The sequence below is a fragment of the Hymenobacter psychrotolerans DSM 18569 genome (assembly GCF_900142395.1).
Lineage (GTDB): Bacteria > Bacteroidota > Bacteroidia > Cytophagales > Hymenobacteraceae > Hymenobacter > Hymenobacter psychrotolerans.
Map to the genome: position 1 here is coordinate 43,445 of NZ_FRAS01000009.1, position 26,247 is coordinate 69,691.

26 protein-coding genes and 1 tRNA gene are annotated in these 26,247 nt (G+C 63.1%); 8 read left to right on the forward strand and 19 right to left on the reverse strand.

Annotated elements, in window-relative coordinates; genetic code table 11:
• Positions 1 to 65 precede the first annotated feature (65 nt).
• The 5 genes from BUE15_RS09825 to BUE15_RS09845 form a co-directional block, all read right to left on the reverse strand.
• A complete protein-coding gene (locus BUE15_RS09825; protein WP_073283913.1) occupies positions 66 to 1,259 on the reverse strand; it encodes a PAS domain-containing sensor histidine kinase in 1,194 nt (397 codons plus the stop codon).
• Complete coding sequence (locus BUE15_RS09830; RefSeq protein ID WP_073283916.1) at positions 1,256 to 2,068, reverse strand: alpha/beta fold hydrolase; 813 nt, start codon at positions 2,066 to 2,068, stop codon at positions 1,256 to 1,258. Before BUE15_RS09830 ends, BUE15_RS09825 begins: the two co-directional genes overlap by 4 nt.
• A 169-nt stretch (positions 2,069 to 2,237) precedes the next feature.
• Complete coding sequence (locus tag BUE15_RS09835; RefSeq protein ID WP_073283919.1) at positions 2,238 to 2,513, reverse strand: hypothetical protein; 276 nt, start codon at positions 2,511 to 2,513, stop codon at positions 2,238 to 2,240.
• Positions 2,514 to 2,551: 38 nt separating this feature from the next.
• Positions 2,552 to 2,893, reverse strand: a complete 342-nt coding sequence (locus tag BUE15_RS09840; RefSeq protein ID WP_073283923.1) for a hypothetical protein — start codon at positions 2,891 to 2,893, stop codon at positions 2,552 to 2,554.
• Between the two features lie 19 nt (positions 2,894 to 2,912).
• The gene (locus tag BUE15_RS09845; RefSeq protein ID WP_073283926.1) at positions 2,913 to 3,182 is read right to left on the reverse strand and encodes a hypothetical protein; all 270 of its coding nucleotides are present in this window, start codon (positions 3,180 to 3,182) and stop codon (positions 2,913 to 2,915) included.
• A 434-nt stretch (positions 3,183 to 3,616) separates the two neighbouring features.
• On the opposite strand from BUE15_RS09845, the gene BUE15_RS09850 reads away from it, so the two are divergent.
• Complete coding sequence (locus BUE15_RS09850) at positions 3,617 to 5,725, forward strand: ExeM/NucH family extracellular endonuclease (protein WP_139252205.1); 2,109 nt, start codon at positions 3,617 to 3,619, stop codon at positions 5,723 to 5,725.
• A gap of 87 nt (positions 5,726 to 5,812) precedes the next feature.
• Here the strand turns inward: BUE15_RS09850 and BUE15_RS09855 are convergent, their stop codons facing one another.
• From BUE15_RS09855 to uvrA, 3 genes are all read right to left on the reverse strand, one after another.
• Entirely contained in the window at positions 5,813 to 6,190 is a 378-nt protein-coding gene (locus BUE15_RS09855) for a DUF3037 domain-containing protein (RefSeq protein ID WP_073283932.1), read from the reverse strand.
• Positions 6,177 to 6,968, reverse strand: coding sequence for a HipA family kinase (locus tag BUE15_RS09860; RefSeq protein WP_073284174.1), 792 nt, complete (start codon positions 6,966 to 6,968; stop codon positions 6,177 to 6,179). The genes BUE15_RS09855 and BUE15_RS09860 overlap by 14 nt, the downstream gene beginning before the upstream one ends.
• Before the next feature lie 108 nt (positions 6,969 to 7,076).
• Positions 7,077 to 9,620: an excinuclease ABC subunit UvrA gene (gene uvrA, locus BUE15_RS09865; RefSeq protein ID WP_073283935.1), complete on the reverse strand. Its 2,544-nt coding sequence runs from the start codon at positions 9,618 to 9,620 to the stop codon at positions 7,077 to 7,079.
• Between the two features lie 186 nt (positions 9,621 to 9,806).
• Between uvrA and BUE15_RS09870 the strand changes: the two genes are divergently transcribed.
• Entirely contained in the window at positions 9,807 to 10,724 is a 918-nt protein-coding gene (locus BUE15_RS09870; protein ID WP_073283938.1) for a pirin family protein, read from the forward strand.
• A 36-nt stretch (positions 10,725 to 10,760) separates the two neighbouring features.
• On the opposite strand, the gene BUE15_RS09875 is transcribed toward BUE15_RS09870, so the two are convergent.
• The 3 genes from BUE15_RS09875 to BUE15_RS09885 form a co-directional block, all read right to left on the reverse strand.
• The gene (locus BUE15_RS09875) at positions 10,761 to 12,098 is read right to left on the reverse strand and encodes a leucine-rich repeat-containing protein kinase family protein (protein WP_073283941.1); all 1,338 of its coding nucleotides are present in this window, start codon (positions 12,096 to 12,098) and stop codon (positions 10,761 to 10,763) included.
• 91 nt (positions 12,099 to 12,189) lie between these two features.
• Complete coding sequence (locus BUE15_RS09880) at positions 12,190 to 12,549, reverse strand: cytosine permease (RefSeq protein WP_244535932.1); 360 nt, start codon at positions 12,547 to 12,549, stop codon at positions 12,190 to 12,192.
• 182 nt (positions 12,550 to 12,731) lie between these two features.
• The gene (locus BUE15_RS09885; protein ID WP_139252206.1) at positions 12,732 to 14,327 is read right to left on the reverse strand and encodes a protein adenylyltransferase SelO; all 1,596 of its coding nucleotides are present in this window, start codon (positions 14,325 to 14,327) and stop codon (positions 12,732 to 12,734) included.
• Between the two features lie 220 nt (positions 14,328 to 14,547).
• Between BUE15_RS09885 and BUE15_RS09890 the strand changes: the two genes are divergently transcribed.
• The 3 genes from BUE15_RS09890 (at position 14,548) to BUE15_RS09900 (ending at position 15,543) form a co-directional block, all read left to right on the forward strand.
• The gene (locus BUE15_RS09890) at positions 14,548 to 14,778 is read left to right on the forward strand and encodes a hypothetical protein (RefSeq protein ID WP_073283952.1); all 231 of its coding nucleotides are present in this window, start codon (positions 14,548 to 14,550) and stop codon (positions 14,776 to 14,778) included.
• Entirely contained in the window at positions 14,730 to 15,065 is a 336-nt protein-coding gene (locus BUE15_RS22330; RefSeq protein ID WP_244535928.1) for an RtcB family protein, read from the forward strand. The genes BUE15_RS09890 and BUE15_RS22330 overlap by 49 nt, the downstream gene beginning before the upstream one ends.
• Before the next feature lie 169 nt (positions 15,066 to 15,234).
• Complete coding sequence (locus BUE15_RS09900; protein WP_073283955.1) at positions 15,235 to 15,543, forward strand: hypothetical protein; 309 nt, start codon at positions 15,235 to 15,237, stop codon at positions 15,541 to 15,543.
• Between the two features lie 11 nt (positions 15,544 to 15,554).
• Here BUE15_RS09900 and BUE15_RS09905 read toward each other — a convergent pair whose 3' ends face one another.
• From BUE15_RS09905 to BUE15_RS09925, 5 genes are all read right to left on the reverse strand, one after another.
• A complete protein-coding gene (locus tag BUE15_RS09905; protein WP_211617628.1) occupies positions 15,555 to 15,923 on the reverse strand; it encodes a cupin domain-containing protein in 369 nt (122 codons plus the stop codon).
• 143 nt (positions 15,924 to 16,066) lie between these two features.
• Complete coding sequence (locus BUE15_RS09910) at positions 16,067 to 16,510, reverse strand: hypothetical protein (protein ID WP_073283957.1); 444 nt, start codon at positions 16,508 to 16,510, stop codon at positions 16,067 to 16,069.
• A 302-nt stretch (positions 16,511 to 16,812) separates the two neighbouring features.
• Positions 16,813 to 17,820 carry an aspartate--ammonia ligase gene (gene asnA, locus BUE15_RS09915; protein WP_073283960.1) on the reverse strand — a complete coding sequence of 336 codons (1,008 nt, stop codon included), beginning with the start codon at positions 17,818 to 17,820 and terminating at the stop codon, positions 16,813 to 16,815.
• Positions 17,821 to 18,270: 450 nt separating this feature from the next.
• Positions 18,271 to 18,993: a PD-(D/E)XK nuclease-like domain-containing protein gene (locus tag BUE15_RS09920; protein WP_073283963.1), complete on the reverse strand. Its 723-nt coding sequence runs from the start codon at positions 18,991 to 18,993 to the stop codon at positions 18,271 to 18,273.
• A 192-nt stretch (positions 18,994 to 19,185) separates the two neighbouring features.
• Positions 19,186 to 20,004 (reverse strand): SDR family oxidoreductase, encoded by an 819-nt coding sequence (locus BUE15_RS09925; protein WP_073283965.1) that lies wholly within the window; start codon positions 20,002 to 20,004, stop codon positions 19,186 to 19,188.
• Positions 20,005 to 20,243: 239 nt separating this feature from the next.
• Here BUE15_RS09925 and BUE15_RS09930 point away from each other — a divergent pair, with 239 nt between their 5' ends.
• A complete protein-coding gene (locus BUE15_RS09930; protein WP_073283968.1) occupies positions 20,244 to 21,752 on the forward strand; it encodes a TSUP family transporter in 1,509 nt (502 codons plus the stop codon).
• Positions 21,753 to 21,817: 65 nt separating this feature from the next.
• On the opposite strand, the gene BUE15_RS09935 is transcribed toward BUE15_RS09930, so the two are convergent.
• A tRNA-Lys gene (locus BUE15_RS09935) sits at positions 21,818 to 21,890 on the reverse strand.
• A gap of 200 nt (positions 21,891 to 22,090) precedes the next feature.
• Here BUE15_RS09935 and BUE15_RS09940 point away from each other — a divergent pair.
• Positions 22,091 to 22,687 (forward strand): SH3 domain-containing protein, encoded by a 597-nt coding sequence (locus BUE15_RS09940; RefSeq protein WP_073283971.1) that lies wholly within the window; start codon positions 22,091 to 22,093, stop codon positions 22,685 to 22,687.
• 226 nt (positions 22,688 to 22,913) lie between these two features.
• On the opposite strand, the gene BUE15_RS09945 is transcribed toward BUE15_RS09940, so the two are convergent.
• A complete protein-coding gene (locus BUE15_RS09945) occupies positions 22,914 to 23,720 on the reverse strand; it encodes an SDR family oxidoreductase (RefSeq protein ID WP_073283974.1) in 807 nt (268 codons plus the stop codon).
• Between the two features lie 105 nt (positions 23,721 to 23,825).
• Positions 23,826 to 24,101, reverse strand: a complete 276-nt coding sequence (locus BUE15_RS22335) for a hypothetical protein (protein WP_244535929.1) — start codon at positions 24,099 to 24,101, stop codon at positions 23,826 to 23,828.
• On the opposite strand from BUE15_RS22335, the gene BUE15_RS22565 reads away from it, so the two are divergent.
• Positions 24,094 to 26,166 carry a GEVED domain-containing protein gene (locus BUE15_RS22565; protein WP_073283977.1) on the forward strand — a complete coding sequence of 691 codons (2,073 nt, stop codon included), beginning with the start codon at positions 24,094 to 24,096 and terminating at the stop codon, positions 26,164 to 26,166. The genes BUE15_RS22335 and BUE15_RS22565 overlap by 8 nt on opposite strands.
• The last annotated feature ends 81 nt before the right edge of the window (positions 26,167 to 26,247 follow it).

A 26,247-nucleotide genomic window follows, 5' to 3' on the forward strand; every position in this document is an offset into this window, starting at 1 on the left:
GCAAGGCGGGCCGCCGGCCCTTCTACGTTCCGGCGCCGCGCCCGGTCGTCTAAGCGCCGCCGTGGCTACTGGGGCAGGTAAATCCGGAACGTGGTGCCCTCACCGACCACACTGCTTACCTCCATGCGCCCCCCCGCCTGGTGCACCAGCCGATTCACCAGATACAGCCCCATGCCCGAACCCACCACGTCGGGGTGAAACCGCCGGAACAGCTGAAACAGCTCCCCGCCGTGCCGGCTCAAATCGAGGCCGCGGCCGTTGTCCTGCACGCTCAGCACCACCTGGCCTTCCTGCAGCGCCGTACTCACCCGAATGCGGGGCGGCCGGCCCGGCTGGGCATACTTCAGCGCGTTGCTGAGCAGGTTCGACAGCATGCTGTAGAGGCTGGAGCGGGCCATGCGCAGCGTGGGCACGGCACTGAAATCGAGCACGAACGGCGTGGCATGAGGCTTGTACATCGGCTGCAGCACCCGGATAATTTCCTCCACGAACGGCAGCAGCGCCACCTCTTCTTCCGGCTGCTGCTGCCGCTGCCGCTGTTGCTGCACCACCTCCGTCAGGCCCCGGATGGTGCTCAGAATCTGCCGCAGCGCCTCGTCAAACATCGTGACCATGTGCACTGCGTCCGGGTCGTGGAAGGTGGCGGCCTGCTTCAGCTCCCCAAACAGGCCCGCCATATTGTCGATGGGCTGCTTGAGGTCGTGCGAAGCCGTGTACACGAAGTTGTCCAGGTCGGAATTGATGCGGGTGAGCTGCTCGTTTTTGCTGAGCAGCTGCTCGTTGGCGCGCGCCAGTTGCTCACGCTGCTCCTCAGCCAGAGCCTTGGTGCGCAGCAGCTCCTGCTCGTATTTGCGGCGCTCCGTAATGTCGTAGAGGGTCACGTGCATCACCAGCGGCTGCCCGTCGGCATCGCGCACCAGCGCGGCGCTCATCAGCACGGGCAGCGTGGCGCCGTTCTGGCAGCGCATGGTGTAGCTCAGCTCCCGCACCTGGTCCTGGAGCAGCAGCAGCGGCGCGGCATAGGTTTCGTAGTGCAGGCGCCCGCCCATCGTAAACAGCTCCTGCAAACAGCGGTACGCCACCAGCTCCTGGCGCGGGTAGCCCAGCCAGTCCAGCAGCGTCTGATTGAGTTTTACCAGCGTGCCATCGGGCAGGCACGAGCAGTAGCCGCAGGGTGCCCGGTCGTATAACAGCTCCAGATTGTCCTGCGTCAGGCGCAGGTCCAGTTCCGGTAGAGGCTCCTCGTGCGCTTCGCTCATAATGGGGTGGTACGCAGCGGAGCCACAAAATGATTAATAGCTCCGATAACAGCCTGCGGCGCGCTCAGGTGCGGGCAGTGCCCCGAGGTGTCTACCACCACCAGCTCGCTGCCGGCCAGCTGCTCGTGCAGGTAGCGCCCCACGTCCAGCGGCGCCAGCACATCCTGGGCGCACTGCAGCAGCAGCGCCGGCGTGCGCAGCTTCGGCAGGTCGGCCCGGTTGTCCGACAGGAACGTGACCCGGGCAAAATGGCGCGCAATGGTCGGGTCGGTAGCGCAGAAGCTGTTGGTCAGCTCTTCGGCCAGCTCGGGGCGCTCGGGGTTGCCCATTATCACGGGTGCCATCGTCCCCGACCAGCCCAGGTAGTTGTTGTCCATGGCTTCGAGCAGTTCGTCAATATCGGCCGGCTCGAAGCCGCCGGTGTAGCCCGGCGCATTGAGGTAGCGCGGCGAGGGCGCCACCAGCACCAGCCGGGCCACCCGCTCGGGCTGCCGGTTGGCGGCCAGCAGGCCAATCATGGCGCTTACGGAATGCCCAACCAGCACCACCCCGCGCAGATTCAGGGCCTGCAGCACGGCCAGCACATCGTCGGCGTGGGCCTGCAGGCTGTTGTAGCGCACCGGGTCGTAAGCCGTCAGGTCCGATTTGCCGGCACCCACCAGATCCAGCAGCACCACTGTGTAGTCGCCCTCGAAGGCCGGGGCCACCAGCCGCCACATGCGCTGGTCGCAGCCAAAGCCGTGCACAAATACCATAGCCCGGTCTCCCGATCCGGAAATCGTTACGTTATGGCGCTTCAGAATATCCATAGCAAGTCATTGCGCTGGCATTTTCTGCCGCCAGCCCCACCGGACCACCCCGGCGTTTTGCTAAGGTAACACGCAGGCCGTTTGCCTAAGGTATTCTGAGTGCCCGCCGGCCCCGCCACCTCTCGCCATCCGGCGCCAGCGGACTACGGGCGGGCGGCCGGCGGCGCTCCTACTCCTGGCCGGTGGCGTAATGGTCGTCGATGGCCTTGTCCATTGAGTCGCGGAAGGCCAGAATAAGCTTGTTGCGCTCTGTTTCGGGCGTGTTGTTCAGCACCCGCTCAAACGTGTCGCGGTAGACGTGCGCCATAAAATGCGCGCCGTAGGTGGAGAAGAATCCGTCGTGAATTTTGTCGAAGGAGAGTTTTTCCGCCGAAGAAATAGACAGCGAAAGCGCCAGCCATTCTTTTGCGTTGTTGGCCAGGCTGAGTTGCAGGTCTTTGTCCATGGGATGGATAGCTGAATAAAGGATACCGTTGATGAGAACTAGCGCTGCCGGCGGTATGGCAGGTAGGAATGCGGCACAAACACCGGCGTCGCGCTGCCCATCCCCCCGTGGGCCGCAAAAAACGAGTCCACTGCTGTCTGCAGCGCCGCTTTATCCAGTAGCGGCACCGAGGCAAATACGTCGGCAGCGGCCAGCGGCGCTTCCACGGCGCTCAGCCGGCAGCCATCAATGCCCAGCGCATGCTCGATAAAGAGCGGCGTCCCGTCCTGGGCCATGTGCTCGTGCCGGTAGCGCCAGGCATCTGAGAAAGAAGGGCGTGCAGCGTGCGGGGCCTGGTCGGCAGGGGTAAAGCCGAGGCTCCGCAGGTAAGAATCTGTCATGGTCGGAAGGAAAAGAGGGTTAAGAGGAAAGCAGCACTTCGGCCGGCCAGTTGACCTGGCGCAGCAGCACCCGGAGCTCGGCCTCAGAAGCCAGCCGCCCCTGGAAGCTGTAAAGCAGTTGGCTGCTAACGTTTTCGAGCAGGCTCAGCTCGCCGTCGTCGTAGAGCACAATGGTTTCCTGGCCGCAGGCGCTGGGGCGGCTGTAGCGCGCCTGGCCGGGCGGCGAGGCAAAGCGCACAAAGCCGAAGGCATGCAGCAGCTCAGCAGATGGCTGGTAGAAGGAAGACATGGGGAAGGAACCGGGAGAAGGCGCAAAGCCGGGGCGCCGTGCGGTACTGGGCATGCGCAATGCAGGCGGGCAGCAACAGCCGCCGGCAGAGGGCGGCCAGCACTTCCCTGAAGAGACGGTGGCGCGGTTAAGTTCAATTCCGCCCCAGCAGGGCGGCAGATACCGAGGGGCGGGGCAGGTGGCCGGAATTTCGGCCTGAGCGGGCCCGATTCCGGTTGCCGGGTTGGTTCCAGCAAGTTCCGCCTTTTAATCGGCATTCTGGCTTCTGTCCCACTATATATCTGCAGCGGCGGCACTGGGCGGGCAGTGGAGCTTATTTGCCTCGCTTTTCGGGTGGTTCAGATAAAACTGCCACGGCCTCATGTAATTATTACAGCGGCGAATAGTACTTTTATAATTCATTCCTACCTCCCTGTTCTTTGCCTTCGCCGTACATGGCTTCTAATACTACTTCCTGCTGCGCCTCCCTTCTGCTTGTCAGCTTCTTGCAAGGCGCGGCGGCCTCCGCCGTGCAGGCGCAGGCCCCGGCCGATGCCTCCGCAGCAGCCACTACCCGCATCGGGACTATTCAGGGCCGCGGCGCCACGGCCGCAGCCGGCACCTATACCATTGAGGCCATCGTGACGGCCGTGTACCCGAGCCTCAGCCCCGGTGGTTTCTACGTGCAGGAAGGCACTGCCGCCTCCGACGGCAACCCCGCCACTTCCGACGCCTTGTTTGTAGTGCAGCCCGATGCCAAAGTCAGCGTCGGCGACAACGTGCGCATCACGGGCACGGTGCTGGAGTCGGCGGCCGCGCCTTCGTTCGGGCAGGCCGTGCTCACCGACCCGAAAGTGGAGGTGCTCTGGCCCAGAAACCAGCTCCCCGACTTTGCCATGCTGCCCGCCGGCCAGTATTCTTCCACCGACCTGGAGCGGTTGGAGGGCATGCGGGTGCAGTTTCCGGTGCCCCTCACCGTGGCCGACGTCTACAGCCTCAAGCAGCGCGGGGAGCTGATCCTGACCACCGGCGGCACACTCTACCAGCCCACCCAGTTCATCGACCCCAACGACAACCCCGCCACCGGCACCACCAGCACCGGCACCAGCAACGTGGCCGCCGTGAATGCCTACCAAACCGCCAACCTCGAACGGTCGGTGCTGCTCGATGACGGCAGCGCGGCTTCCAACCCCTCCCCCGTTCCGTTTATCGACCCTTCGCTGCGCACGGTGCGCGTGGGCAGCACCATTCCCAGGCTGCGCGGCATCATGGGCTACGCCTACAACAAGTGGCGCATCCAGCCCCTGTCCGGCCCGGATGCGCCTTCCTTTGAGGTGAAGCGTCCTGCGGTGCCCACCTTCGGGCGCCTCGACCTGAAGATTGCCAGCTTCAACGTGCTCAACTACTTCAACGGCGACGGCGCGGGCGGCGGCTTCCCTACTCCCCGTGGCGCCAAAACGGCGGAGGACTTCGCCCGCCAGCGCAGCAAAATCATTGCGGGCCTGGTGCGGATGAACGCCGACATTATTGGGCTCAGCGAGATGGAAAACGACGGCAACGACGCCACTTCTGCCTTGCAGGACCTCGTGAACGGCCTGAACCAGGCGATGGGCGCGGGCACGTATGCGTTCATCAACGACGGAGGCAGCACCAAACAGCCCAACAACACCGACGTTATCCGGTGCGCTATTCTCTACAAGCCGGCTGCGGTGGCGCCGCTCGGCTCGCCCCTGCTCGACCTGACGCCAGGCGTGTTTGAGCGTCCTCCGCTGGCGCAGCTGTTCACTACCCGCCGCTCGGCCCGCCGCGACACGCTGGGGCTGGTTGTGAACCACTTTAAGTCGAAAGGCAGCGGCTCGGGCCTCAACGCCGACCAGAACGACGGGCAGGGTGGCTCCAACCAGCGCCGCCGCGAGCAGGCCCGCGCTTTGGTGCAGTTCATCAACCAGAAGGTGATGCCGGCCGGCACGCGCCGCGTCGTGTGCATCGGCGACTACAACGCCAACTACGAAGAAGACCCGATTGATATTCTGCGGGCCGCCGGCCTCGTAACCGTAACACCGCCCACCAGCGCCTCCTACGTGTTCAAGGGTCTCACCGGCTCCCTCGACCACTGCATCGTGACGCCTAACATGGTCGGGTTTATCGACGTGCATAAATGGAACATCAACTCCGGCGAGCCGCTGTTTCTGCAGTACGATATAGCCGGCGCCGCCACCGACGTGGCCAGCCCCTTCCGCTCCTCCGACCACGACCCGGTGCTTATCGGCATCAACTTCGCGGGTCTGGCCCCGTCTAATGCAGCCTCGGCCCGGCTTTACATGTACCCCAATCCGGAGGGTGGCGCCCGCGCCTTCAGCCTGCCGGCGCTGGCGGCCAGCACCGGCCCGGTTTCGCTGGAAATAAGCCTGCCACAAGGCGCGACTATGCTGCGCCTGCAGGGCTCAGGCCCGCTGCTGCAAGCCCAGCTCAACCGCTACACCTCGCACCTCGCGCCCGGCATCTATGTGCTGCGCGTCAAAGGCCAGGGCCTCGACAAGACGCAGCGCGTGATGAAGCAATAAGCAGTGGACGCCACACAAGCGCCGCTCAACGAACAGGGCTCCGGTAGTACCGGAGCCCTGTTCGTTTTTATACTAGTGGCTTACTGTCTACGCTACGAGTTGGCTGAACAAACGCGCCAGCGTTTCGGCGGCATCGGTGCAGAGGCCGGGGTGGACGGCGGAGGTTTGGACCACGGTGCTGCGGGTGGCGGTGAGCCAGCGGAACCGCTCGGCCGTGCCCAGCTGCCCAATGGGGCCGCCCTGACGCCGGCCCTGGCAGATTCTCTCGAAGGCCTGCAGGCGCGCGTGCAGCTCTTCCAGGTCCAGGTCGGGGCCACCTAAGGCGCGCAGGCGGGCTTCATCGAGGCCGAAACGGCACTGCAGAAACCCCTGGTCGCGGCAGTAGAGCACTACCCCCACATTGCAGAATTCTTCCCGCTCCACGCGCGGCACTACCCGCAGCACGGCATACTCAAACAAGTGCATGGCGGGCGGTATTAGCTTCCTGAACAAAGGTTTCGGAGGCGGCTAAGCGGCTGGTCAGGAACCGCACGTAGGCCTCGCGCTGCTCGGTAGGCGTGCGGTCGGGCTCCAGTAGCCACTCATCGGGCACCAGCGCCACAATGGCCTGAATAACGTCCGGCGTAAGTAAGGCGCGGGCGTCAGCATCAACGTCGGCCAGCTCGGAAGCCTGGGGCAACAGTACGTGGTCTTTTATCTGCGGAAACGGCCGCCGCTGCTGCTCGGCCCAGTCGGGGGCCGTATGGTGCACGTAGAGGGCGGCGCCGTGGTCGATCAGCCACAACTCTTTGTGCCAGAGCAGCATGTTAGTGTTGCGGGCAGTGCGGTCTACGTTCAGCGTGAAGGCATCAAGCCACACCACCTGCGACGCCAGCCGCGCCTCTACCGTCGTCACGAGCGGGTCGAAGGTGCTGGCGCGGGCTAAGTAATGCAGGGCCAAGTTGAGGCCGGTACTGGCGCGCAGCAAATCCTGGATTTCCTCATCGGGCTCGGTGCGGCCGAAGGCTTCGTTGAGCTGAATGAACACCAGCTCCGGCACGCGCAGCCTTAGAGTCCGGGCCAGCTCGCCGACAATCAGCTCGGCAATCAGGGCCTTGGGCCCCTGGCCGGCGCCCCGGAACTTCACCACGTACAGGAAATCATCGTCGGCTTCTACCAGCGCGGGCAGGGAGCCGCCTTCGCGCAGGGGCGTCACGTAGCGCGTGACATCGACGGTTCTAAGCGAGAGGGCATCAGCCGGCATAGGCAGCAGAATCAAACAGGTGTAGCAAACAAAGGACGCACAATATGGCCGGTTTCACCGCACGAAGGCGGGTAGCTGGCCTATCCGGAACACGCATAGCGCAGTACCTCAGCCCCGAAACCGAGCCAAGTAGGGGGCAGTTTTGCTGGCTTTGACTTTCGCTATTTCCGCAGGCGGCCCCTGCGCCACTACCTGGCCGCCTTCGTCGCCGGCGCCGGGACCCATGTCCAGCACCCAGTCGGAGCCGGCTACCACACGCATGTCGTGCTCTACTACGATGACCGTGTTGCCGGCCTCCACTAGGCCTTCCAGCTGCGTCATCAGCTTCTCGACATCGGACGGATGCAGGCCGGTGGTGGGCTCGTCGAGGACGTAAAGCGAGTTCCCGCGGCCGATGCGCTGCAGCTCGGTGGCCAGCTTGATGCGCTGGGCCTCGCCGCCGCTCAGCTCGGTGGCGGGCTGGCCCAGGCGCAGGTAGCCCAGCCCTACTTCGCGCAGCACCGTCAGGGCCCGGTGCACGGCCGGCTCTTCGGCAAAGAACTCCCAGGCCGCGTCCACGGTCAGGCTCAGCACCTCAGCAATGTTCTTGTCCTGGTAGGTGACTTCCAGGGTTTTGGCGTTGTAGCGGGTGCCGTGGCAGACCGGGCACGGCGCGTACACGCTGGGCAGAAACAGCAGCTCCACCATCACGAACCCTTCGCCCTGGCAGTTTTCGCAGCGGCCCTTGGCCACGTTGAAGGAAAACCGACCAGCATCATAGCGGCGCTGGCGGGCGGCGGGCGTGGCGGCAAACAGCTTGCGCACGTGGTCAAACAGGCCGGTGTAGGTGGCCATGTTGGAGCGCGGCGTCCGCCCGATGGGCTTCTGATCCACGCGCACCAGCCGCTTGATATTTTCCATGCCGGCCACAATTCGGCCACCGGTTTCAGTTGGGGCGACCTGCGTCAAGGGGTCAGCGTCCGGCTCCTCTTCGGCTTCCACGGCCTGGCCCAGATGCTCGGCTACCAGCTCTACCAGCACCTGACTCACAACGCTGGACTTGCCGGAGCCCGATATGCCCGTGACGGTGGTGAGCACGCCCAGCGGAAACGCTACTTCCAGGTTTTCGAGGTTGTTGCGCGTGACGCCGGCCAGCTTCAGCCAGCCCGTGGGCGTGCGCGGCGTGCGGGAAGTGGGCTTGCTGGTATCGTTGAACAGGTAGCGCCGCGTCTGGGAGGCTTCCACTTTCGCCAAGCCGGCCGGGGCGCCGCTGTAGAGGATTTCGCCGCCCTGCTCGCCGGCGGCCGGGCCCACGTCTACCAGCCAGTCGGCCTGCCGCACCACGTCCAGGTTGTGCTCGACTACGAACAGCGAGTTGCCCGCTTTCTTGAGGCTCGCCAGCGCCTGCAGCAGGGCTTCAGTGTCGGAAGGATGCAGGCCGGCAGACGGTTCATCGAGCACATATACTACCCCAAACAGATTGGAATACAGCTGCGTGGCCAGCCGCAGCCGCTGCAGCTCGCCCGGCGATAAGGTGGGCGTGCTACGTTCTAGGGCCAGATATCCCAGCCCCAGGTCCAGCAGCACGGCCAGCCGCGCCACCAGGTCGGCGGCAATGCGGCGGGCTACTTCGGCCTGCTCGGGGTGCTCGGCGTCGTGCTGTTGGAGGCCTTTGGCGGTACCGTCGGCGAAGGGGCGCAACAGCTCAGCTACCCGCTTGAGCGGCAGCCGCGCCATATCGGCAATGTCGAGGCCCGCAAACGTGACGGCCAACGACTCAGGGCGCAGGCGCTTGCCGTGGCAAGTGGGGCACTCAGTGCTGATCATGTACTGCAAGGCACGCTTTTTCATGAGCGGGCTTTGCGTGGTGGCGAAGGTGTGCAGCACGTGCCGCTTCACGCCCGTGAAGGTGCCCATGTAATTCGGTGGCTCCTTGCGCTTAAGGGCGCGCTGGGTTTCCTGGGGCGAGTAGCCGGGGTACACCGGCACCACGGGCTGCTCCTCCGTGAACAGAATCCAGTCCCGGTCTTTCTGGGGTAGCTCCTGCCAGGGCCGGTCCACATCAAAGCCCATAGTCACGAGGATGTCGCGCTGGTTCTGGCCGCCCCAGGCCTGCGGCCACGCCGCAATGGCCCGCTCCCGGATGGTAAGCGTGGGGTCGGGCACCATGCTTTGCTCCGTGACTTCGTAGGTGCGGCCCAGGCCGTGGCAGGTGGGGCAGGCACCTTCGGGCGTGTTCGGCGAAAAGCCCTCGGCGTACACAATGGGCTGGCCCGCCGGGTAGTCGCCGGCCCGCGAGTAGAGCATGCGCAGCAGGTTCGACAGCGTGGTAACCGAGCCCACCGACGAGCGGGTGGTGGGCGTGCCGCGCTGCTGCTGCAACGCTACGGCCGGCGGCAAGCCTTCTATGCTGTCCACTTCGGGCACGGCCATCTGGTGAAACAGCCGCCGCGCGTACGGCGACACCGACTCCAGGTAGCGGCGCTGGGCCTCGGCGTAGAGCGTGCCGAACGCCAACGACGACTTGCCGGAGCCCGACACGCCGGTAAACACCACCAGCGCATCGCGCGGAATTTCTACATCGACGTTTTTGAGGTTGTGCTCCCGGGCGCCGCGCACCCGCACGAAACCGGTAAAATCAGAAGAGGAAGGCTGGGCAGAAGAAGTGGGCATGTGGGGAGAAGAGTAGATTTCGGAACGGCAAACTAGCACCAGCATACGCAGCCGGCGCCCGCGCATCCACCTCAGACCCTCAAAAACTTCGTCAGTACGCCCGCCAACCCGGCTACGGCCGCGCTTCTGCCCGCTACAGTTGCTACCTTACGCTTGACAACACCCACCCCTTCTTCTCCTCGTCTTATGCTCGACATGGTCATTGAAGCGCGCCAGGCCGCGCTTAGTCCCGGCTTCGAAGTGCGCCGGATTCTGCCCTACCGGCTGCGCCGCATGCTGGGCCCGTTCATCTTCATGGACCACGCCGGCCCGGTGCACGTGGCGCCCGCGCAGACCGCCAGCATGGACGTGCTGCCCCACCCGCACATTGGCCTCAGCACGGTCAGCTACCTGTTCGGCGGCCAGGTCACGCACCGCGACAGTCTGGGCGTGGAGCAGATTATCAGGCCGGGTGAGGTGAACTGGATGACGGCCGGCAGTGGCATTGCGCATTCCGAGCGGTTCGAGGACCCGAATGCGTTGGTGGGCGGGCAGCTGGAGATGCTGCAAACCTGGGTGGCCCTGCCCGAAGCCGCCGAGGAAAGCGCGCCCAGCTTCGCCAACTACCAACCCGAGCAGCTGCCCATCTTCACCGACGCGGGCGTGTGGATGCGTCTGATTGCCGGCGACGCTTTCGGGCTGCGCAACGACGTAAAAACCCATTCGCCCCTGTTCTACCTGCACGTGGTGTTGCAGGCCGGCGCCCGGTTTGGCCTGCCGAAGGGCTATCCGGAGCGCGGCGCCTACGTAGCCAAAGGCAGCGTGGAAGTGGCCGGGCGCGTGTATCCGGCGGGCCAGCTGCTGGTATTCACGGCCGGCCAAGACCCGGTGATTGTGGCACACGAGCCGTCCACGCTGATGCTGCTGGGCGGTGAGCCGCTGGGGGAACGGTTTATCTGGTGGAACTTCGTGTCGTCGCGGCGGGAGCGAATCGAGCAGGCCAAAGCCGACTGGCAGGCGGGCCGTATTGCCCTGCCCCCCAACGACAACGCCGAATTCGTGCCCCTGCCCGAGGACCGTTCGCGCCCCGCCGGCTCCTCTCCCGCCCCGCAGGCCTTATCGTAGGCGCGGGCACGGTGCCCGGAGCGCGGCGGCACGTTTCTACTCCGCCTGGCGCTGCATAACTTCGAGCCGCGCCGCTACTTCCGCCAGCAGTGGCCGTGCGGCTGTCTCGGGCTGCACGCATTGCTGCTGCAAGTTTTGCATAGCCGCAACCACTGCTTCCGCCCCGGCTGGCGCTTCGCAGTGGGCCAGCAACTCTTCCAGCAGGCAGCCGAAGGCGCGGGTTTCCAGCCTTTGCAGCGCGGCGCCCTCAAGGGTTTCGGATGTAAAAAAGCAGGCCGCCCCAAAGTCGCCGAGCAGACTCTCGCCTGCGGGTGTGTAGAGGATGTTGTGGGCGTACAGGTCGCCGTGCAGAATGCCCTGGGCGTGCAGGTGCGCGACGGCCGAGGCTATGCCGTGGGCGATGCGCAGAACGCCTTTCAGGCTGAACGTGGTGCCGGGTGCGTACACGTCGCGGGTGCAGGTAGCGAAGCTGGGCGGCCCGGCCAGGTTGCCGAATTCGGGGTCAATCAGCTCCAGCACCAGCCCTTCGGCCCCAGCCGGATGGCCCTTGATTTTGCCTTCCACGGCAATCAAATTAGGATGCCGGCCGGCGCTGATGCAGGCCGACATTTCGCTGTGCGGCAGTCCGTCGCTCGTCATGGACCCTTTGAACAGCTTCACGGCCACCTCCCGGGCCGGCTGTGCTGCGCCACGGTGCCAGCGGGCCCGGGAAATCACGCCCGACGCGCCTTCGCCCAGTTGCTGCTGCAGTTCCAGCTCCGCCCAGTCGATAGAGCCGATGGGGTGGCGGGCCAGCACGGCGGCTTCTATTTCGTCGCCGAAGGGGTTGCCGGCGTAGGCCAGCCACGACAGGCGCGGCAGCTGCAATAGCCACGCGGGCAATTCGGTGAAACGGTTAGCAGCAATGCGCAGCAGCTCCAGCCGGGTGCAGGCGGCCATGGACGCGGGCAAGTGCGTGAGGCGGTTGCCGGCCAGCATCAGCTTCTGCAGGTGCACGCAGTGGCCCAGCTCGTCGGGCAGTTCTTCCAGCTGGTTATCGGTGAGGATGAGCCAGCGCAGGGCGAGCGGCAGCGCCGCGCCCGGCAGCGTGCGAATCTGGTTGGCTTTGAAACCAACCATGCTCAGCTGCGGGCATTGCCCCAGCACCGCCGGTACTTCCGTGAACTGATTATCGGAGCAAAACAGGATGCGCAGCTTGCGCAGCCGGCCAAAGTCGTCAGGCAATACAGTCAGCGCGTTGCCCGACAGGTTGAGGATTTCCAGCGAGTCGGCCAGGTCGAATATTTCGGCCGGAAACTCGGTGAGGCCGCCGGAAAGGTCGAGGCGAGTGGCGCCGGCCAGCTTACCAGACCGCAGCTCTTCAAGGGTGTGCATGCGGCAAAGGTCGGCAACCGGACCCGAACCAGCCGGCTCAAGCGGCATTCGTGGTGCTATTTTGACTGCCGTGGCATAATCACTCCTATCTTCACACCAGCTCAGCCGCCACCGAAGATGCTGGCGCGGAACGGAACTGTGGCCGCATCAGCAGCACATACAGGCCGCCCGCCAGCAGAAAGCCCACAAACCAGGCGTAGTAATAGATACCAGCCAGCCAGGGCCATACGGTACCGGCGGGCAGCGCGCCCACGGCCTGCAGAAAGCCCGGGATATTGGGCAGGATTCCCAGCGCCAGCGCCAGCATTGCTTGGTAGTTAACGCCTTTCTGGTAGGTGTAGCGGCCCTGCTGGCGGTACAGGTCGGGTACATCAAGCTGCTGGTGGCGCAGCAGGTAGTAGTCGGCTATCATGATGCCGCCGATGGGCCCCAACAGCGCCGAGTAGCCCACCAACCAGGTAAGTTACGCCAGTAAATAAAGCAGAATTCATAAGTATCTGGCATTCAGCATATTGGAAACTTATTTCACTCTCTCCTGCCAGCCACCGAGTGGCTTCTCCACTACAGCAAACAACCGCAGGACCCCGGCAATGTCGGGGCCCTGCGGTTGCGGTGCGTAGGTAAAAAATCGGCTTACGAGCTACACGACAATGTGGCGCTGCCGGGTTTTTCGCGGGCCCAGTCCGGGCGTTTGGCGGCCAGCTCGTCGTGCTCAGGCTGTTCATCAAACGGTGTTTTGAGCACCAGCATCAGGCGGTTTAGCAGCGTCAGGTCGCCGGTTTCGGCGGCTTCTATGGCCTGCTGCGCCAGGTAGTTGCGCAGCACGTATTTGGGGTTGGCAGCCAGCATTCCGGCGCGGATTTCCTCCGGGGCGGCCGTTTCCTGCCGGAGCCGCGCCGCGTACTGCCCCAGCCACTGCCGCAGCTTCTGGTGCTTCTCCGGGGCGTCCATGTAGCTTACCGCTTCCAGCAATTCCTGCAGCACGGCTTCCTCAATGGCCGGGTGCGAAATCAGGGACGGGGTGGCGTGAGACAGATGCCGGAAAAACAGCGTCATGTCCGCTTCGGCTTCCGCCAGCGCCTCGGGTAGGGCCCCAAGCAGCGCGGCGTCTTCCTCAGCAGCAGTTTGCGCCGTAAGGCCGAGCTTGCGCAGCATCAGGCGGTGCTGGGTTTCGTTCAGGGTAGCCACATACTGGTCCAGGGCGGCGCGCAGTGTCTGCACGTCTTCTACCAGCGGAATCAGGGCCTGGGCCAGCATCATCAGGTTCCAAAGGGCCACGCGCGGCTGCTGCCCAAACGCGTAGCGCCGCCCGCCAAAATCGGTGGTGTTGGGCGTCCAGTCGGGGTCGTAGGGTTCCAGCCAGCCGTACGGGCCGTAGTCGATGGTAAGGCCCAGGATGGACATATTGTCAGTGTTCATCACGCCGTGCACAAACCCCACCGACTGCCAGTGCGCAATCATGACGGCGGTGCGGCGGCACACTTCCTCCAGCCACTGCACATACACGGCCGGCGAGGGCGCCCCCAGTTCGGGATAGTAGCGCCGGATAACGTAGTCGGCCAGAGCCTGCAGGTTGTCCTTTTCGCCGTGGGCCGCCAGAATCTGGAAGTTGCCGAAGCGCACGAATGTGGGCGCAACCCGCGCTACCACGGCGCCCGGCTCGGGGCGGGCATTGCCATCGTAAAACATGTCGCGCACCACTTCGTCGCCGGTGCGCACCAGGCTCAGGGCGCGGGTGGTGGGTACGCCCAGGTGGTGCATGGCTTCGGAGCACAGAAACTCTCGCACCGAGGAGCGCAGCACGGCCCGCCCATCGGCGCGGCGCGAATACGGCGTGGGGCCGGCGCCTTTCAGCTGGATTTCCCAGGGCGTACCGTCGGTAGCCATCAGCTCACCCAGGGACATGGCCCGGCCGTCGCCGAGCTGGCCGGCCCAGTTACCGAACTGGTGGCCGCCGTAGCGCGCCGCAAACGGCTTCATAGTTTCCGTTACGAGGTTGCCGGCCAGCGCATCCACGGCCGGACCGCGTTCCGGGGGCCGTTCCAGCCCCAGAAAAGCAGCTACTTCCTCGGACCAGGCCAGCAGCTGTGGGTCGGCAACGGGCGTAGGCAAGACCCGCGAATAGTGGTAGCCGGGCACCTGGCGCGGGCTTTGGTCCATGGAGGCTTCGCCGCGCATCTGCTCCACGAAGGAATTCTGAAACAACGCCTTATCGAGAGGCTGCAACATATCAGGCATAGTAGAAAGGAATCTGGGTGTCGGCACAATAGCCTCCAGCGGGCTGGCAGCCGCAGCGGCCAGCCCGCACGGGCAGTTCGAAAACGCAGAACAGGGGCGCTTGTTTCGGTGGAGCTTGCCTTGAGCAGCACTGGCTGGCAGCGGGTAGCTCGTCCATAACCCCCGGCCGCCAATCAGCGCTACAACAGGCTCCACCCTCCCTTTCTCTCCCATGGCCACCTCCAAGCTCCGCGGCAACGACCTGCGCAAAATAGGCTTCCCCGAAGGCCGCGCCACCACCCTGGCCCTCAACATTCTGGAAGACCGCCAGCTCAAAACCCTCGACAAAGGCAGTGCCCTGGCGCTGCTCCAGAAAATCAAAGCCGACCCGTATGCCTACCTGCGCGACTCGCTGTGGCGGGGCTGGCCAAGGAGTTTGTGCCCGACCCCAGGCGCGACGTGACGCTCAACCCCGAAATCAAGGACTACCGCCGCTACGGCGAGGCATTTATCGAGGACGGGGCGCGCCGGCAGATGGACACCGCCATGCAGCTGCCCGTCACGCTGGACGGCGCCCTCATGCCCGATGCGCACCAGGGCTACGGCCTGCCCATCGGGGGCGTGCTGGCCGTGGATAATGCCGTAATGGCCCACCAGCGCGACTTAGTGGATGTGCTGGGCTCGTTTGCGCCGCGCATTGTGCGCATGGATGCCGGGGGCGGCGGCAAAAGCCGCTATGGTGGCGAGTAGCCGGATTCGCCACGGTTTGCGGCTCTGCGGGCACTACGTTCCGCTTATGAAAATCAGTGTTTTACCCAGACAAACACGTAGAAATTCCGGCATAAAAATCCTGACATTCCCACTCAAGCCAGCGTTCTGACCTTCAGGATGCTCTGGCTTTCCGCCTGACCTGCCCATTATGCCTAGTTCTGCCTTAACCGAGCTGCGCCTGCATCTGGTACCGGCCGGCTGCCGCCTCGATTTTCCGCGGCTGCCCCGCCAGTTTGCCTACATCTACCGGCGCCACCACAACCTGGCCTGGGAGTGCATTGCCCACAATGCCTGTAGCCCGCATCTGGACCGCAACCCACCGACGGGCGCTTTGGTGGAATACAAAGTGTGCTACTGCGATGCGGCCGGCACCATTACGGCTTCGTCGCCGGTGGTGCAGATACAGACCCACCCCACGGGGATGCCCACGAATTCCACACTGCTGGGGCTGCGGTAATCTGTGCGGCCTTACAGGCCCATCCGGCTGATAGTTTCGCCTTCAAAGTCAAATTCTATCAGCACGGCGGGCGTTTCGCCCACCACCCAGCCATCGTGGCCGGGCGCAATAGCAACTATCTGCGGCGCCACAAACTTGTCGATGTGGCCATCGGCATACTGAATGTGAAACTCGCCCTGCGCCAGAAAGCCCACGTGTGCGTGCATGCACCGCTCGGTACCCACCACCGGCTTCATGTGCTCCGACCAGCGGAAGCCCGCCGGGTAGACGACCCGCTTCACCCGCGCGTCGCCGGTGCGCATCATATCTATGGCTACTCCGCCTACCACGCGGTGGTCGGCACCGGGCATCGGGCCCATCAGGGTATCAGGCTGGCTCATGCTGCTGAGTATTAGAGAGAAATAAGAACCGCGGGTGAGGCGGCCGCGCCTCAAGATGCAAAAAGAAACGCATCCTATTCCAAGCAACAAGGCCCCACGGCGAAACACCGCAGGGCCCTGCCACAAGTGGGGCTGTACGAAGGCTACTTGTTCTGGCCCAGCACCTTCCAGCGCGGCTGCTCCGGGGCCGGCACAGTAGTGCGGGGGTTGTTCTGCGTGCCGTAGCCGTAGCTGCCAGTGCGGTTATCACGATTGTCGCGCCGGTCCCGGTCGTTGCGGGAGTATCGGTCGCGCTGGTCGTATCGGTCGTTGCGGGAGTAGCGGCCGTCGCGCCGGTCATGGTTGTGGTGGCCATGGCCGTTGTTGCTGGGGTGCGAGTAGCCGTAGCTGGGCCGCCCATGGTTGTGATGGTCGTGGCCGTTGCCACGCTTCTTGTCGGGGCCGTGGCGCTTGTCGCCTTTGTGTTTCTTGTCGTGGCCTTTGTTTTTTTCCCAGCGGGCGGCATCGGGGCGAGCGGCAAGCGGAGCCGCCAGCGCCGGGCCAGCCAGCAACGCAGAAGCGGCAAGTGAAAGCAGGAAGGTTTTCATGGAAAGGAAGGCGTGAGGTGAAAACAGGGGCCGCCGCTTTGTGCACGAGCGGAGGCCTGGGTTTAAGCGCTTTTCCCAGCCCTTGCAAGCATAGTGCCGATTGGCGGCAAGCCGCCAGCCGCCGCCTTCGTCGGTCTGTGGGCTGCGCACCAAATTTTCAGCTTCAGCATTTATTATCAACCGTTTACCTTTCTGCAGCAGCCACCAAATAATGCACCTTGCTCCTGCCGCCACCAACGAAAAGAGCGGAAAGGCCGGGCCTTTCCGCTCCGCTTTTTAAGGCAGCGAGCCTGCGGGCTTCCTTATAGCAGCCCTACCCCGGCCCCCACCAGTTCTTCGCGCACGGCCTCAGGCCAGATGCTTACCTGCACTTCCCCAATGTGGCCTTTGCGCAGCATAAACATGCATACCCGGCTCTGCCCGATGCCGCCGCCAATACTCTGCGGCAACTCGCCGGCCAGCAGCCGCGCATGAAACGACAGTTCCTGCCGGTCTTCGCAACCCCGCAGGGACAGTTGCCGCACCAGCGCGTGCTTGTCCACCCGGATTCCCATCGAAGACACCTCAAACGAAGTTTCCAGCACCGGGTGCCACAGCAGAATGTCGCCGTTGAGGCCGCGGTAGCCGTCACTGGTTTCCGTGCTCCAGTCGTCGTAGTCCGGGGCGCGGCCATCGTGCGGCTCGCCGTGGCTCAGTTCGCCCCCAATCCCAATCAGGAACACCGCGCCGTACTGCTTCACGGCCTCATGCTCCCGCTCCTTGGGCGTAAGGGCAGGATACTGTTTCAGAAGGTCTTCGGCGTGCAGGAAGGTAATTTTACCCGGCAGAACAGGCGTAATTTCCGGGTACTCGGCCGTCACGCGGGCTTCCGTAGTGCGCAGAGCCTCGTAGATGCGCTCCACAGTAGCCTTCAGAAACTCCGGCGTGCGCTGCTCCATCCCGATGTGCTTTTCCCAGTCCCACTGGTCTACGTAGATGGAGTGAATGGGCGAGTAGTCCTCATCGGGGCGCAGGGCCCGCATGTCGGTCAGCAGGCCGCGGCCCGCCTCAATGCCCAGTTCCTGCAGCCGCACGCGCTTCCACTTAGCCAGTGAATGCACCACCACAGCCCGGCGCTCAGCCAAGGCCTTTATCGGAAATCCTACGGCCCGCTCCACCCCGTTCAGGTCGTCGTTGATGCCCGTTCCATCGAGCACGGCAATAGGCGAAGACACTTTGACGAGCTGCAGCTGCGTCGCCAGTTCCTTGGCAAACGTTTCTTTCACGAAGCTGATGGCTTCTTCGGTTTTGAGCATTTCCTGGGCAGACATACCGGTATTTATTTATGTGAGTTGAAAATGTTTTTACATTAAAAAAGGCACGCGTTTCCCACCCTCCCAACCGGGATTTTTTTGCTTGACAGGAATTTATTTGCACGCAGAAAAAAAGATCCTGGCCGAAATGACGAGTAGCCATAATCGGGGCAACAGGCACAAAAAAAAGCCTTCCGAATGAGGGAAGGCTTTAAAAGAAAATCAGTTAAGGATTTTTCTCTTCTCCAATGGAGCAATAGCCTTCCAGTCTCGAATCGGATTATTATTCGAGTTATTATTAGGAAGATTATTGCTAAAAAAACGCATTGCTTGGGGGTTGTTCTTTGTCAGATGTATGCAAGTATAGCCGCCACTTGCTTTAACTCCTAATAAAATTTGAAATACTTTTTATTTCACAGAAAATTACTTTTCAAAATACTATCCGGCTTGCTATTATTCTACCTAAAGTTACTTTTCGTCTTCCTCACCCGTCAGCCGGTCCCGGACTTCGCGCACGGCACCGGCTACGGCCGCTGGCACGGGCGCCTCAGGCTGTAGCAGCCGCAGCAGCCGCAGATACTTGGCCCGGCCCTCCGAGAGCATGAATCGGGGCACCTCAAACACAAACAGCTTGAACGGCTCCACCTTCTGCACACCCACGAGCACAAACCGGTCGGCGCGGAGTGCATCGGAGTAGAAGGCGGCCTGCCGGTCGTAGTCATAGCCGCTGCACTGCTCCACAAAGTGGTTGTAGTCGCGCGCCATCGTGGTTTTGAAATCGACGATAGTATAAGGCTGCCCGGGCTTATCCACGATGAGGTCGGCGCGGAGCTTGCAGAGCGTGCCCGTCACGGGCTCGGTGAAGATGCAGCTGGGCTCCGGGATGCCGTCCTGCAGCATCTGGTTGACTTCCGGGTTCAACTGTACGCCTTCCACCATCCACCACACCAGCGTGTCGTTGATGCCCGGCTGGCCGGCTTCGTAGAGCTCGGGCTCCAGCAGCGCCGTGTGGAAGGCCGTGCCCAGCCCCAGCGCCCCGAGGGAGCTGGTGGGCCGGGGCGGGCGACCGTTGAGGGCGTCGCGCAGGCGGGAAAGGTCGGAGTTGGCAATGGCCGGCAGGGCGCGGTAATCGTCGTAGGGCACGCGCAGCAGGTCCGGGCGCGGGGTAGCAGGAATGGCAGAATCAGTCACGTGAAAAGAACAGCCGAGCCCCCGAAAAGGCTCCGGCAACGAGGTGGGTGGAATGGAATAGGGGAAGTATAGGGCTTTTTTGGGGAACGAGCCGGCCCGCGGCAGCAGAACGGCCTCCGCAGTAAGCCGGAGAGGTAGTACCTGCCAGACAGCCACCCGAAGGCCCAAAGACCTTGGGCCGGGCGCGCCGCCTCAACCGTTGTCGGCAAAGCCGGGATAAAGCGTCATGCCGCCATCCACAAATAGCGTGGTGCCCGTCACGTAGTCGGCCTCGTCGGAGGCCAGCCAGACGGCCACTTTGCCGATGTCGGCTGATTCCCCGATGCGGCCGTAGGGAATGAGCGTGAGCAGCTTTTTCTCTTCGGCGGGCGTGTCGCGGGTGTCTTCATTGATGGGCGTGGCAATGGCGCCCGGCCCAATGCTGTTGACGCGGATACGGTGCGGCGCCAGCTCCTGGGCCATGCTTTTCATGAGCTGCATGACGCCGCCTTTGCTGGCTGCGTAGTTGACGTGCCCGGCCCACGGAATCAGCTCGTGCACCGAGCTCATGCAGATTATTTTGCCCGTAGCAGCTGAAATATCGGGCTGAGGGCCGCGCCGCACAAACTCGCGGGCGGCCTCGCGGGCACAGAGAAACTGGCCGGTCAGGTTCACATCAATCACCTTCTGCCACTGCTCCAGCGTCATGTCCAGGAAGCCGGCGTCCTGCTGAATCCCGGAATTGCTGACGAGAATGTGGAGAGTACCCTGCTCTTCGCAAATATGCCGGAACATGCGCTGCACATCCTCTTCCTTGCTTACATCGGCCTGCACGGCTACGGCGCGGCCGCCGGCTGCTTCTATTTCCTGCACCACGGCGGCCGCTTCCTCGGCGCCGCTCGAGTAGTTGACATACACCACGGCACCTTCGGCGGCCATAGCCTTGGCTACGCCGGCCCCGATGCCGGAGCTGCCGCCCGTGACCAGGGCAATCTGGTGGCGTAGGCGCTGCCGGGGTCTGGAATCAGTCATATAGCGGAAAATCCTGGTTGGCCTTCTAAAGACTTAAACCAGCGCCGATAGGTTACAGATGCCTTCCTATATAGTGTGCAACGCATCCAACCTGCCGGAGCGCACCGGAACAAGCCGCCCTGGGAAATGTTAAGACGGGAAAACCAGCAGTGCGCCATGTTTGCGGCAGTTTTCTCTGGCGAAGTCACCACAAATCGGCGGTTTTCTCTATTTTCCTTTCCTGCTTTAGTCGCTGCCTCATGAAAACCGCCGACAACTCCGCCGAGCGCCTCTCCGGACCGCAGCCTGATGCCAGCACCAACCGCCTCTTTCCCGTCTTCCTCAGACTAGAGCAGCTGCATGTGCTGCTGGTGGGCGGTGGGCGGGCCGCCGGCGAGAAGCTCTCCGCCATCCTACTCAACAGTCCGGCCACGCCCGTGACGGTGGTGGCGCCGTGGCTTTCGCCTGAGTTGCGGGCCCTGGCCGCGCGCCACCCTCTGGTACAGCTTCGCCAGCAGCCCTTCCAGCCCACCGACCTGGTTGGCCACGACCTCATCATTGCGGCCACCAACGACCAGCAGGTGAATCTGGCCGTGAAAGCCGCTGCTACCCGCCAGCGCCTGCTGTGCAACGTAGCCGATATGCCCGATGCCTGCGACTTCTACATGAGCTCGATTGTGCAGAAAGGCGATTTGAAGATTGCCATCAGTACCAATGGCAAGTCGGCCACCATTGCCCGGCGGCTGCGCGAAATGCTGACCACTACCCTGCCTCATGAGCTGCACGATATTTTGCAGCGCATGTCCATCATTGGGGAGAAAGTGGGCGGCGACTTCACGCAGAAGGTCCGGTCGCTGAATGCCGTGACGGCCGAGCTGACCGGCGGGCCGCCCTACGAGTCGCCGGCTGCGGCCCGGTGGCGGCGCCTGGCTACCTGGTCGTTGCTGGCGTTTGGGTTGCTGCTGATCTTCAGCATCCTCTCCCATTATTTCACCTGGAAGCAGGCCTGGGAGGTAGCCCGCAACGCCGACACGTTCTACATTTTCGTGGGCATCGGCTTCGCGGCGCAGCTCATCGACGGGCTGCTGGGCATGGGGTACGGCGTGGTCACGGCCATCAGCCTTATGAGCATGAACATTGCCCCGGCGGCCGTGAGTGCCAGCATTCATACCGCCGAAATGTTTGCCAGCGGCGCGTCCGGCTACCATCACTACCGCTTCGGCAACGTCAACAAGCGCCTGTTTAAGGCATTGCTGATTCCGGGCGTACTGGGCGCCATCCTGGGGGCCTATCTGCTGGCCACCTTCGGCGAAACGTATGCCGGGTACGTGAAGCCGCTGCTGGCCGGGTACCTGCTGCTGTTGGGGCTGCGCATTATCAGCAAAGCTTTTTCCAAGCCGGGCCCGCGCAAAAAGCACAAATGGCTGGGGTTTCTGGCCGCCGCGGGCGGGTTTCTGGATTCGTTCGGGGGCGGTGGCTGGGGGCCCCTGGTGAGCAGCACGCTCATTGCCGGGGGCCGCACGCCGCAGTACGTCATTGGCTCGGTGAGCGTCACGGAGTTTTTCGTCACGTTTGCCAGCGCCGTCACGTTTTTTGCCACGCTGGGCATCTCGCACTGGCAGATAGTGCTGGGCCTGATTGTGGGCGGCGTGGCCGCTGCTCCTCTAGCGGCGCGTCTGGCCGGCCGCCTGCCCGTACGCTGGATGTTTATAGGCGTGGGGCTGATGGTAATCGTCTGGAGCTTATGGGCGCTGCGAAAGTTTTTCTAAAGCACCCGACCTGTCATGAAAAAAGCCGCCAACTCCCGGAAGAGTTGGCGGCTTTTTCGCTTGTGTGATCCCGCTGGGATTCGAACCCAGGACCCATACATTAAAAGTGTATTGCTCTACCAGCTGAGCTACAGAATCAATTACCTTGCAGCCGAAACGCGTCTGATTGGCTGATTGTGGCACAAAAGTAGCGGGCTGCGTTCTACGCTCCAAACGTTTTGCGGAAAAAACTCCCTCTTTTTTTTCTTTTCTGGGCGCTGGTTTCTCAACTAGCTACGGCCCAAAAAGTTATTCCCGAGCTGATTCGGGCTGACTCTGCTTTCGTGACCGGCGCTTATATGCCCGCCTACCAGCTCTACCGCCGCATTCTGCACCAGCAGCAGCAGGTTTCGCCGCAGATGCTGCTGCGCATGGCGTATGTGCAGGAAGGCCTGGGCCACTATCCGGCCGCCCTGTATTACCTGAGCATGGCGCAGGCCCGGCAGCCACGCCTCTCTACCTGGCGCAAAATGGCCGCTCTTGCCCGCGACAACCGCCTGACCGGCTACCCCGAAAACTGGCGCCAGGACCTGCAGCTTACTTTTCGGCGCTACTATTATCCTGGGCTGCAGAGCCTGCTGATCGGGGCTGTGGTGGGTGGCACGCTGCTGCTGGTTCGCCGCCGCACCCTCTCCCGCGGCTGGTGGACCGCCTACGGGGCCTATCTGCTTCTCACGGGAGCCTACCTGAACCTGCTCGGCATGGAGAAGGAAGCTCTGGTGGCCCGCCCGCGAGCTGCCCTTATGAGCGGCCCCAGTGCGGGTGCTACCTGGCTCACCACCGCTGCTGCCGGCGACCGGCTGGTAGTAGAGGGCAGGCAGGATACCTGGTACCGCGTACACTGGCAGGGCCAGGATGCGTACATCCGCACGCAGGACCTGCTGCTGGTGCAGTGATTGGGTAATGAGGTGATGGAGTGATGAGGTGAATCGTGATGGGGTGAAAGCAGCACGTCATTCCAAGTGAAGGCGCAGCCGCAGCCGGGGAATCTCGCGGGCTGAGGTTGTGGTGCTATTGTTTACTACACTAGCAAGATTCCTCGGCTTCGCTCGGAATGACGGTCTTGTTACCTATTGCCTGTCACCATTTACCACATCACCCCATCACCATTCACTTCATCACTCACACCTCGAAGTCCTTTTCCTCTTTGCGGAAGTGACGGAGCACCAGCTTGTCGGTGAGGGACGGCAGCCACTTGTTGAGGAATACCGTGAGTTTGCCCTGCCCGGTGAGCACCAGGTCGCGGCGGCGCTGGCGCACGGCCTCCAGAATGTACCCGGCCACTTCCTCGCTGCTCATCATCTTCTGTTCGTCGCGCGGCGACTCACCCTGGGCGGAGCCATCGGCGGCCAGCGCTACCTGCCGGATGTTGGAAGCTGTGAAACCGGGGCAGGCGAGCAGCACATGTACGCCCTGCGGCAGTAGCTCAGTGCGCAGCGCTTCCAAAAAGCCGTGCATGGCAAACTTGGAAGCCGAGTAGCCGGTGCGGCCCGGCAGCCCCCGGTACCCGGCTATACTGCTGATACCCACCACTGAGCCCTTGCTGGCCAGCAGGTGTGGCAGCGCAAACTTGGTGGTATACACCGTGCCGAAAAAGTTGGTTTGCATCAGGCGCTCAATCACACTCAGGTCCACGTCCTGAAACCGGGCGCGCATGCTGATGCCGGCATTGTTGAGCAGCACATCCAGCCGGCCGAAAGTGGCAATGGTTTCCTGCACGGCCCGCTCCGAGTCGGCGGCTACGCCTACATCGGCGCGCACGGTGTGATGGCGGATGCCGAGGTCCGCTAGGTGGCGGGCGGTTTCCTGCAGGCGCTTCTCGTCGCGGCCCGTGACAACGATATGGGCCCCTGCCTGCCCGAAAGCCACGGCACAGGCCCGCCCGATGCCGGAGGTGCCGCCCGTAATTAGTACTACTTTATTTTTCATCTGAAATAACTGATTGCGCTACGCCCTGACGGGCCGCCCACAAAATTATCTATTTAGCGTCAGGACACCGGTATAAAACCGCAGGGCACAGATTATTTGCGGACATTAATTAATCTTCTCATATATTGGATTGTCGGTGCTAAAAATTGCATTCTGACCCCGTTTCGTCGCTACCTTCGCTTTTCTCACACCGCGCACCTTCTTGCTCTCGTCTATGACCCCAACTTTACGTATTCGGCGCAGTGCGCCTTTTTTTCGGGCTTGCTTTCTGCTGCTGCTTGTGCTGCTCGCGCCGGCAGTGTGGGCGCAGTGCCCTTCCGCGGTCAGCACCTGCACGCCGGGTTCAGCCCCTTCATCAAGCTTTGCCTTCGGAATGGGCATTCTGAACGTCACGCTGGGCTCCATCAACAACACCACCGCCGGAGTGCAGGAAGGTTTCCGCGACTACGCCTGTACCCTCGGAACTACCCTTACGGTGGGGCAGAGCTACTCTATCAGCATCCGGACCAATGCCAACGCCAATGAGAATGTGCGGGTGTACCTCGACCTGAACAACGATGGCACGCTGAACCCAACAACTGAGCTGATTTTCAGCTCTAACGCGGCACGCACGCACACCGGCACCATCTCCCTTCCAACGGGCACCGTGCTCAATACGGCCCTGCGCCTGCGCGTAGCTGCCGACTACGTGAATGCCCCGTTCCCGACGCCCTGCTCCACGCCGCAGTATTCGCAGACCGAGGACTATGCCGTGACGGTGCAGGCCAACGCAGCAGCTCCCGTAGCCGACTTCGGCGCCGACGCCACCCAGACCTGCTCGGGCTGCGTGCAGTTCACCGATTTGACGCAGAACGCCCCTACCGGCTGGCTTTGGAACTTCGGCGACAACACGACCAGCACCCAACAGAACCCGCGCCACTGCTACACCACGCCCGGCACCTACACCGTTACGCTCACGGCCACCAACCCGGCCGGCACCAACGCACGGACGCGCACGGACTACATCGTATATGACAATGCCGTGCCGGTGGCCGCTACCTGCTCGCCGGCCACCACGGCCTTCTGCTGCGGCTACGGCATCACGCAGTTTACGCTGGGTACGCTCACCAGCTCGTCGCAAAACGGCCAGGCCGGCTACGAAGACTTCACCTGTGGCCGCCGCGTGCAGCTCACCGAAGGCAACTCCTATGCTCTGAGCCTCACCACGGGCACCAACCCCCAGGACACGCGTATCTGGCTGGACCTGAACAACGACGGCGCCTTCACCGGCAACGAGCTGCTGTTTACGGCCCTGAACCGCGTGAACCCAACGGGCAGCGTCCTGATTCCGGGCGCGGCGGTGAAAAACGTGCCGCTGCGCCTGCGGGTACTGTCGGACTTTGTGGGCGGGGCCGCGGGGCCTTGTGCGGCGCCGCAGCTGGGCCAGGTGGAAGACTACACCGTGACGGTGCGGGCCAATATCAACCCGCCGGTTTCGGCCTTTGCCTCTAACTATGTGCTGGGCGCCTGCCAGAACCCGGTGCAGTTCACCGACCAAAGCCAGAACGCCCCCACCAGCTGGTTCTGGGAGTTTGGCGATGGGGCCACCAGCACGCTGCAGAACCCTTCGCATCAGTACACGGCCGGCGGCGCCTTCAGCGTCACGCTCACGACCACCAACACCTTCGGCACCAACACGCTCACCAAAACCAACTCCGTGGTGCTGATGCAGCCCTGCGTACAGTACTGCACCGCTACGGGCACTACGCCCAATATCTGGCTGACCAACGTGGCCGTGCGCCGCAGTGCCACGCAGGATTTTGCCAACCCTTCGGCGGCCAGTGCCGGCGGCTACGGCAACTACGTGGACAAGGTGATTACGATGTACCAGGGGGCCAATACCTCGCTGGATATGACCGTGAATGGCAACCTGCAGCACGTGCTGTGGGCCTGGGTCGACTGGAACCGCAACGGCACGTTTGAAACCTCCGAGCAGATTTCCAGCAGTGTCACGGCATCTCCTGTTTTCACGGCCGGCTTCACGGTGCCTTCTACGCCCGGCTCAGTGGGCTTTACGCGCATGCGGGTGATGGTGCGCCTGAGTAATCTGCCCACGCCCAATCCCTGCCAGATCAACCAGAACAACTCCGAAACGGAGGACTACTCGGTGCTGGTGACCCAGGTACAGTCGACGGCAGAAGCCCGCACGCTGCCGTCGCTGAGCATCTTCCCCAACCCCACCACTGATGGCCGTCTGCACCTGCGCCTGCCCGACCCGGCCGCAGCCGGCGCTTACGCCATAACGGTGCACAACGTGCTGGGCGCCACGGTGCTTACCAGCAACGTGCGCCTGAGCCCGGCCCAGGACGCCGAGTTGGACCTGTCGGCGCTGCCGCGGGGCCTGTATGTGGTGCGCCTGCAGGATGCGCAGGGCCAGACTGCCGTGCGCCGCGTGCAGCGCGACTAGCTTCTGCTGAAGAAGCCGTGGGCGGCTAATGCGTCCCACGGCTACTCCGTTTTTTCGTTGCCCTAGCCGGGTTTCCCTGGC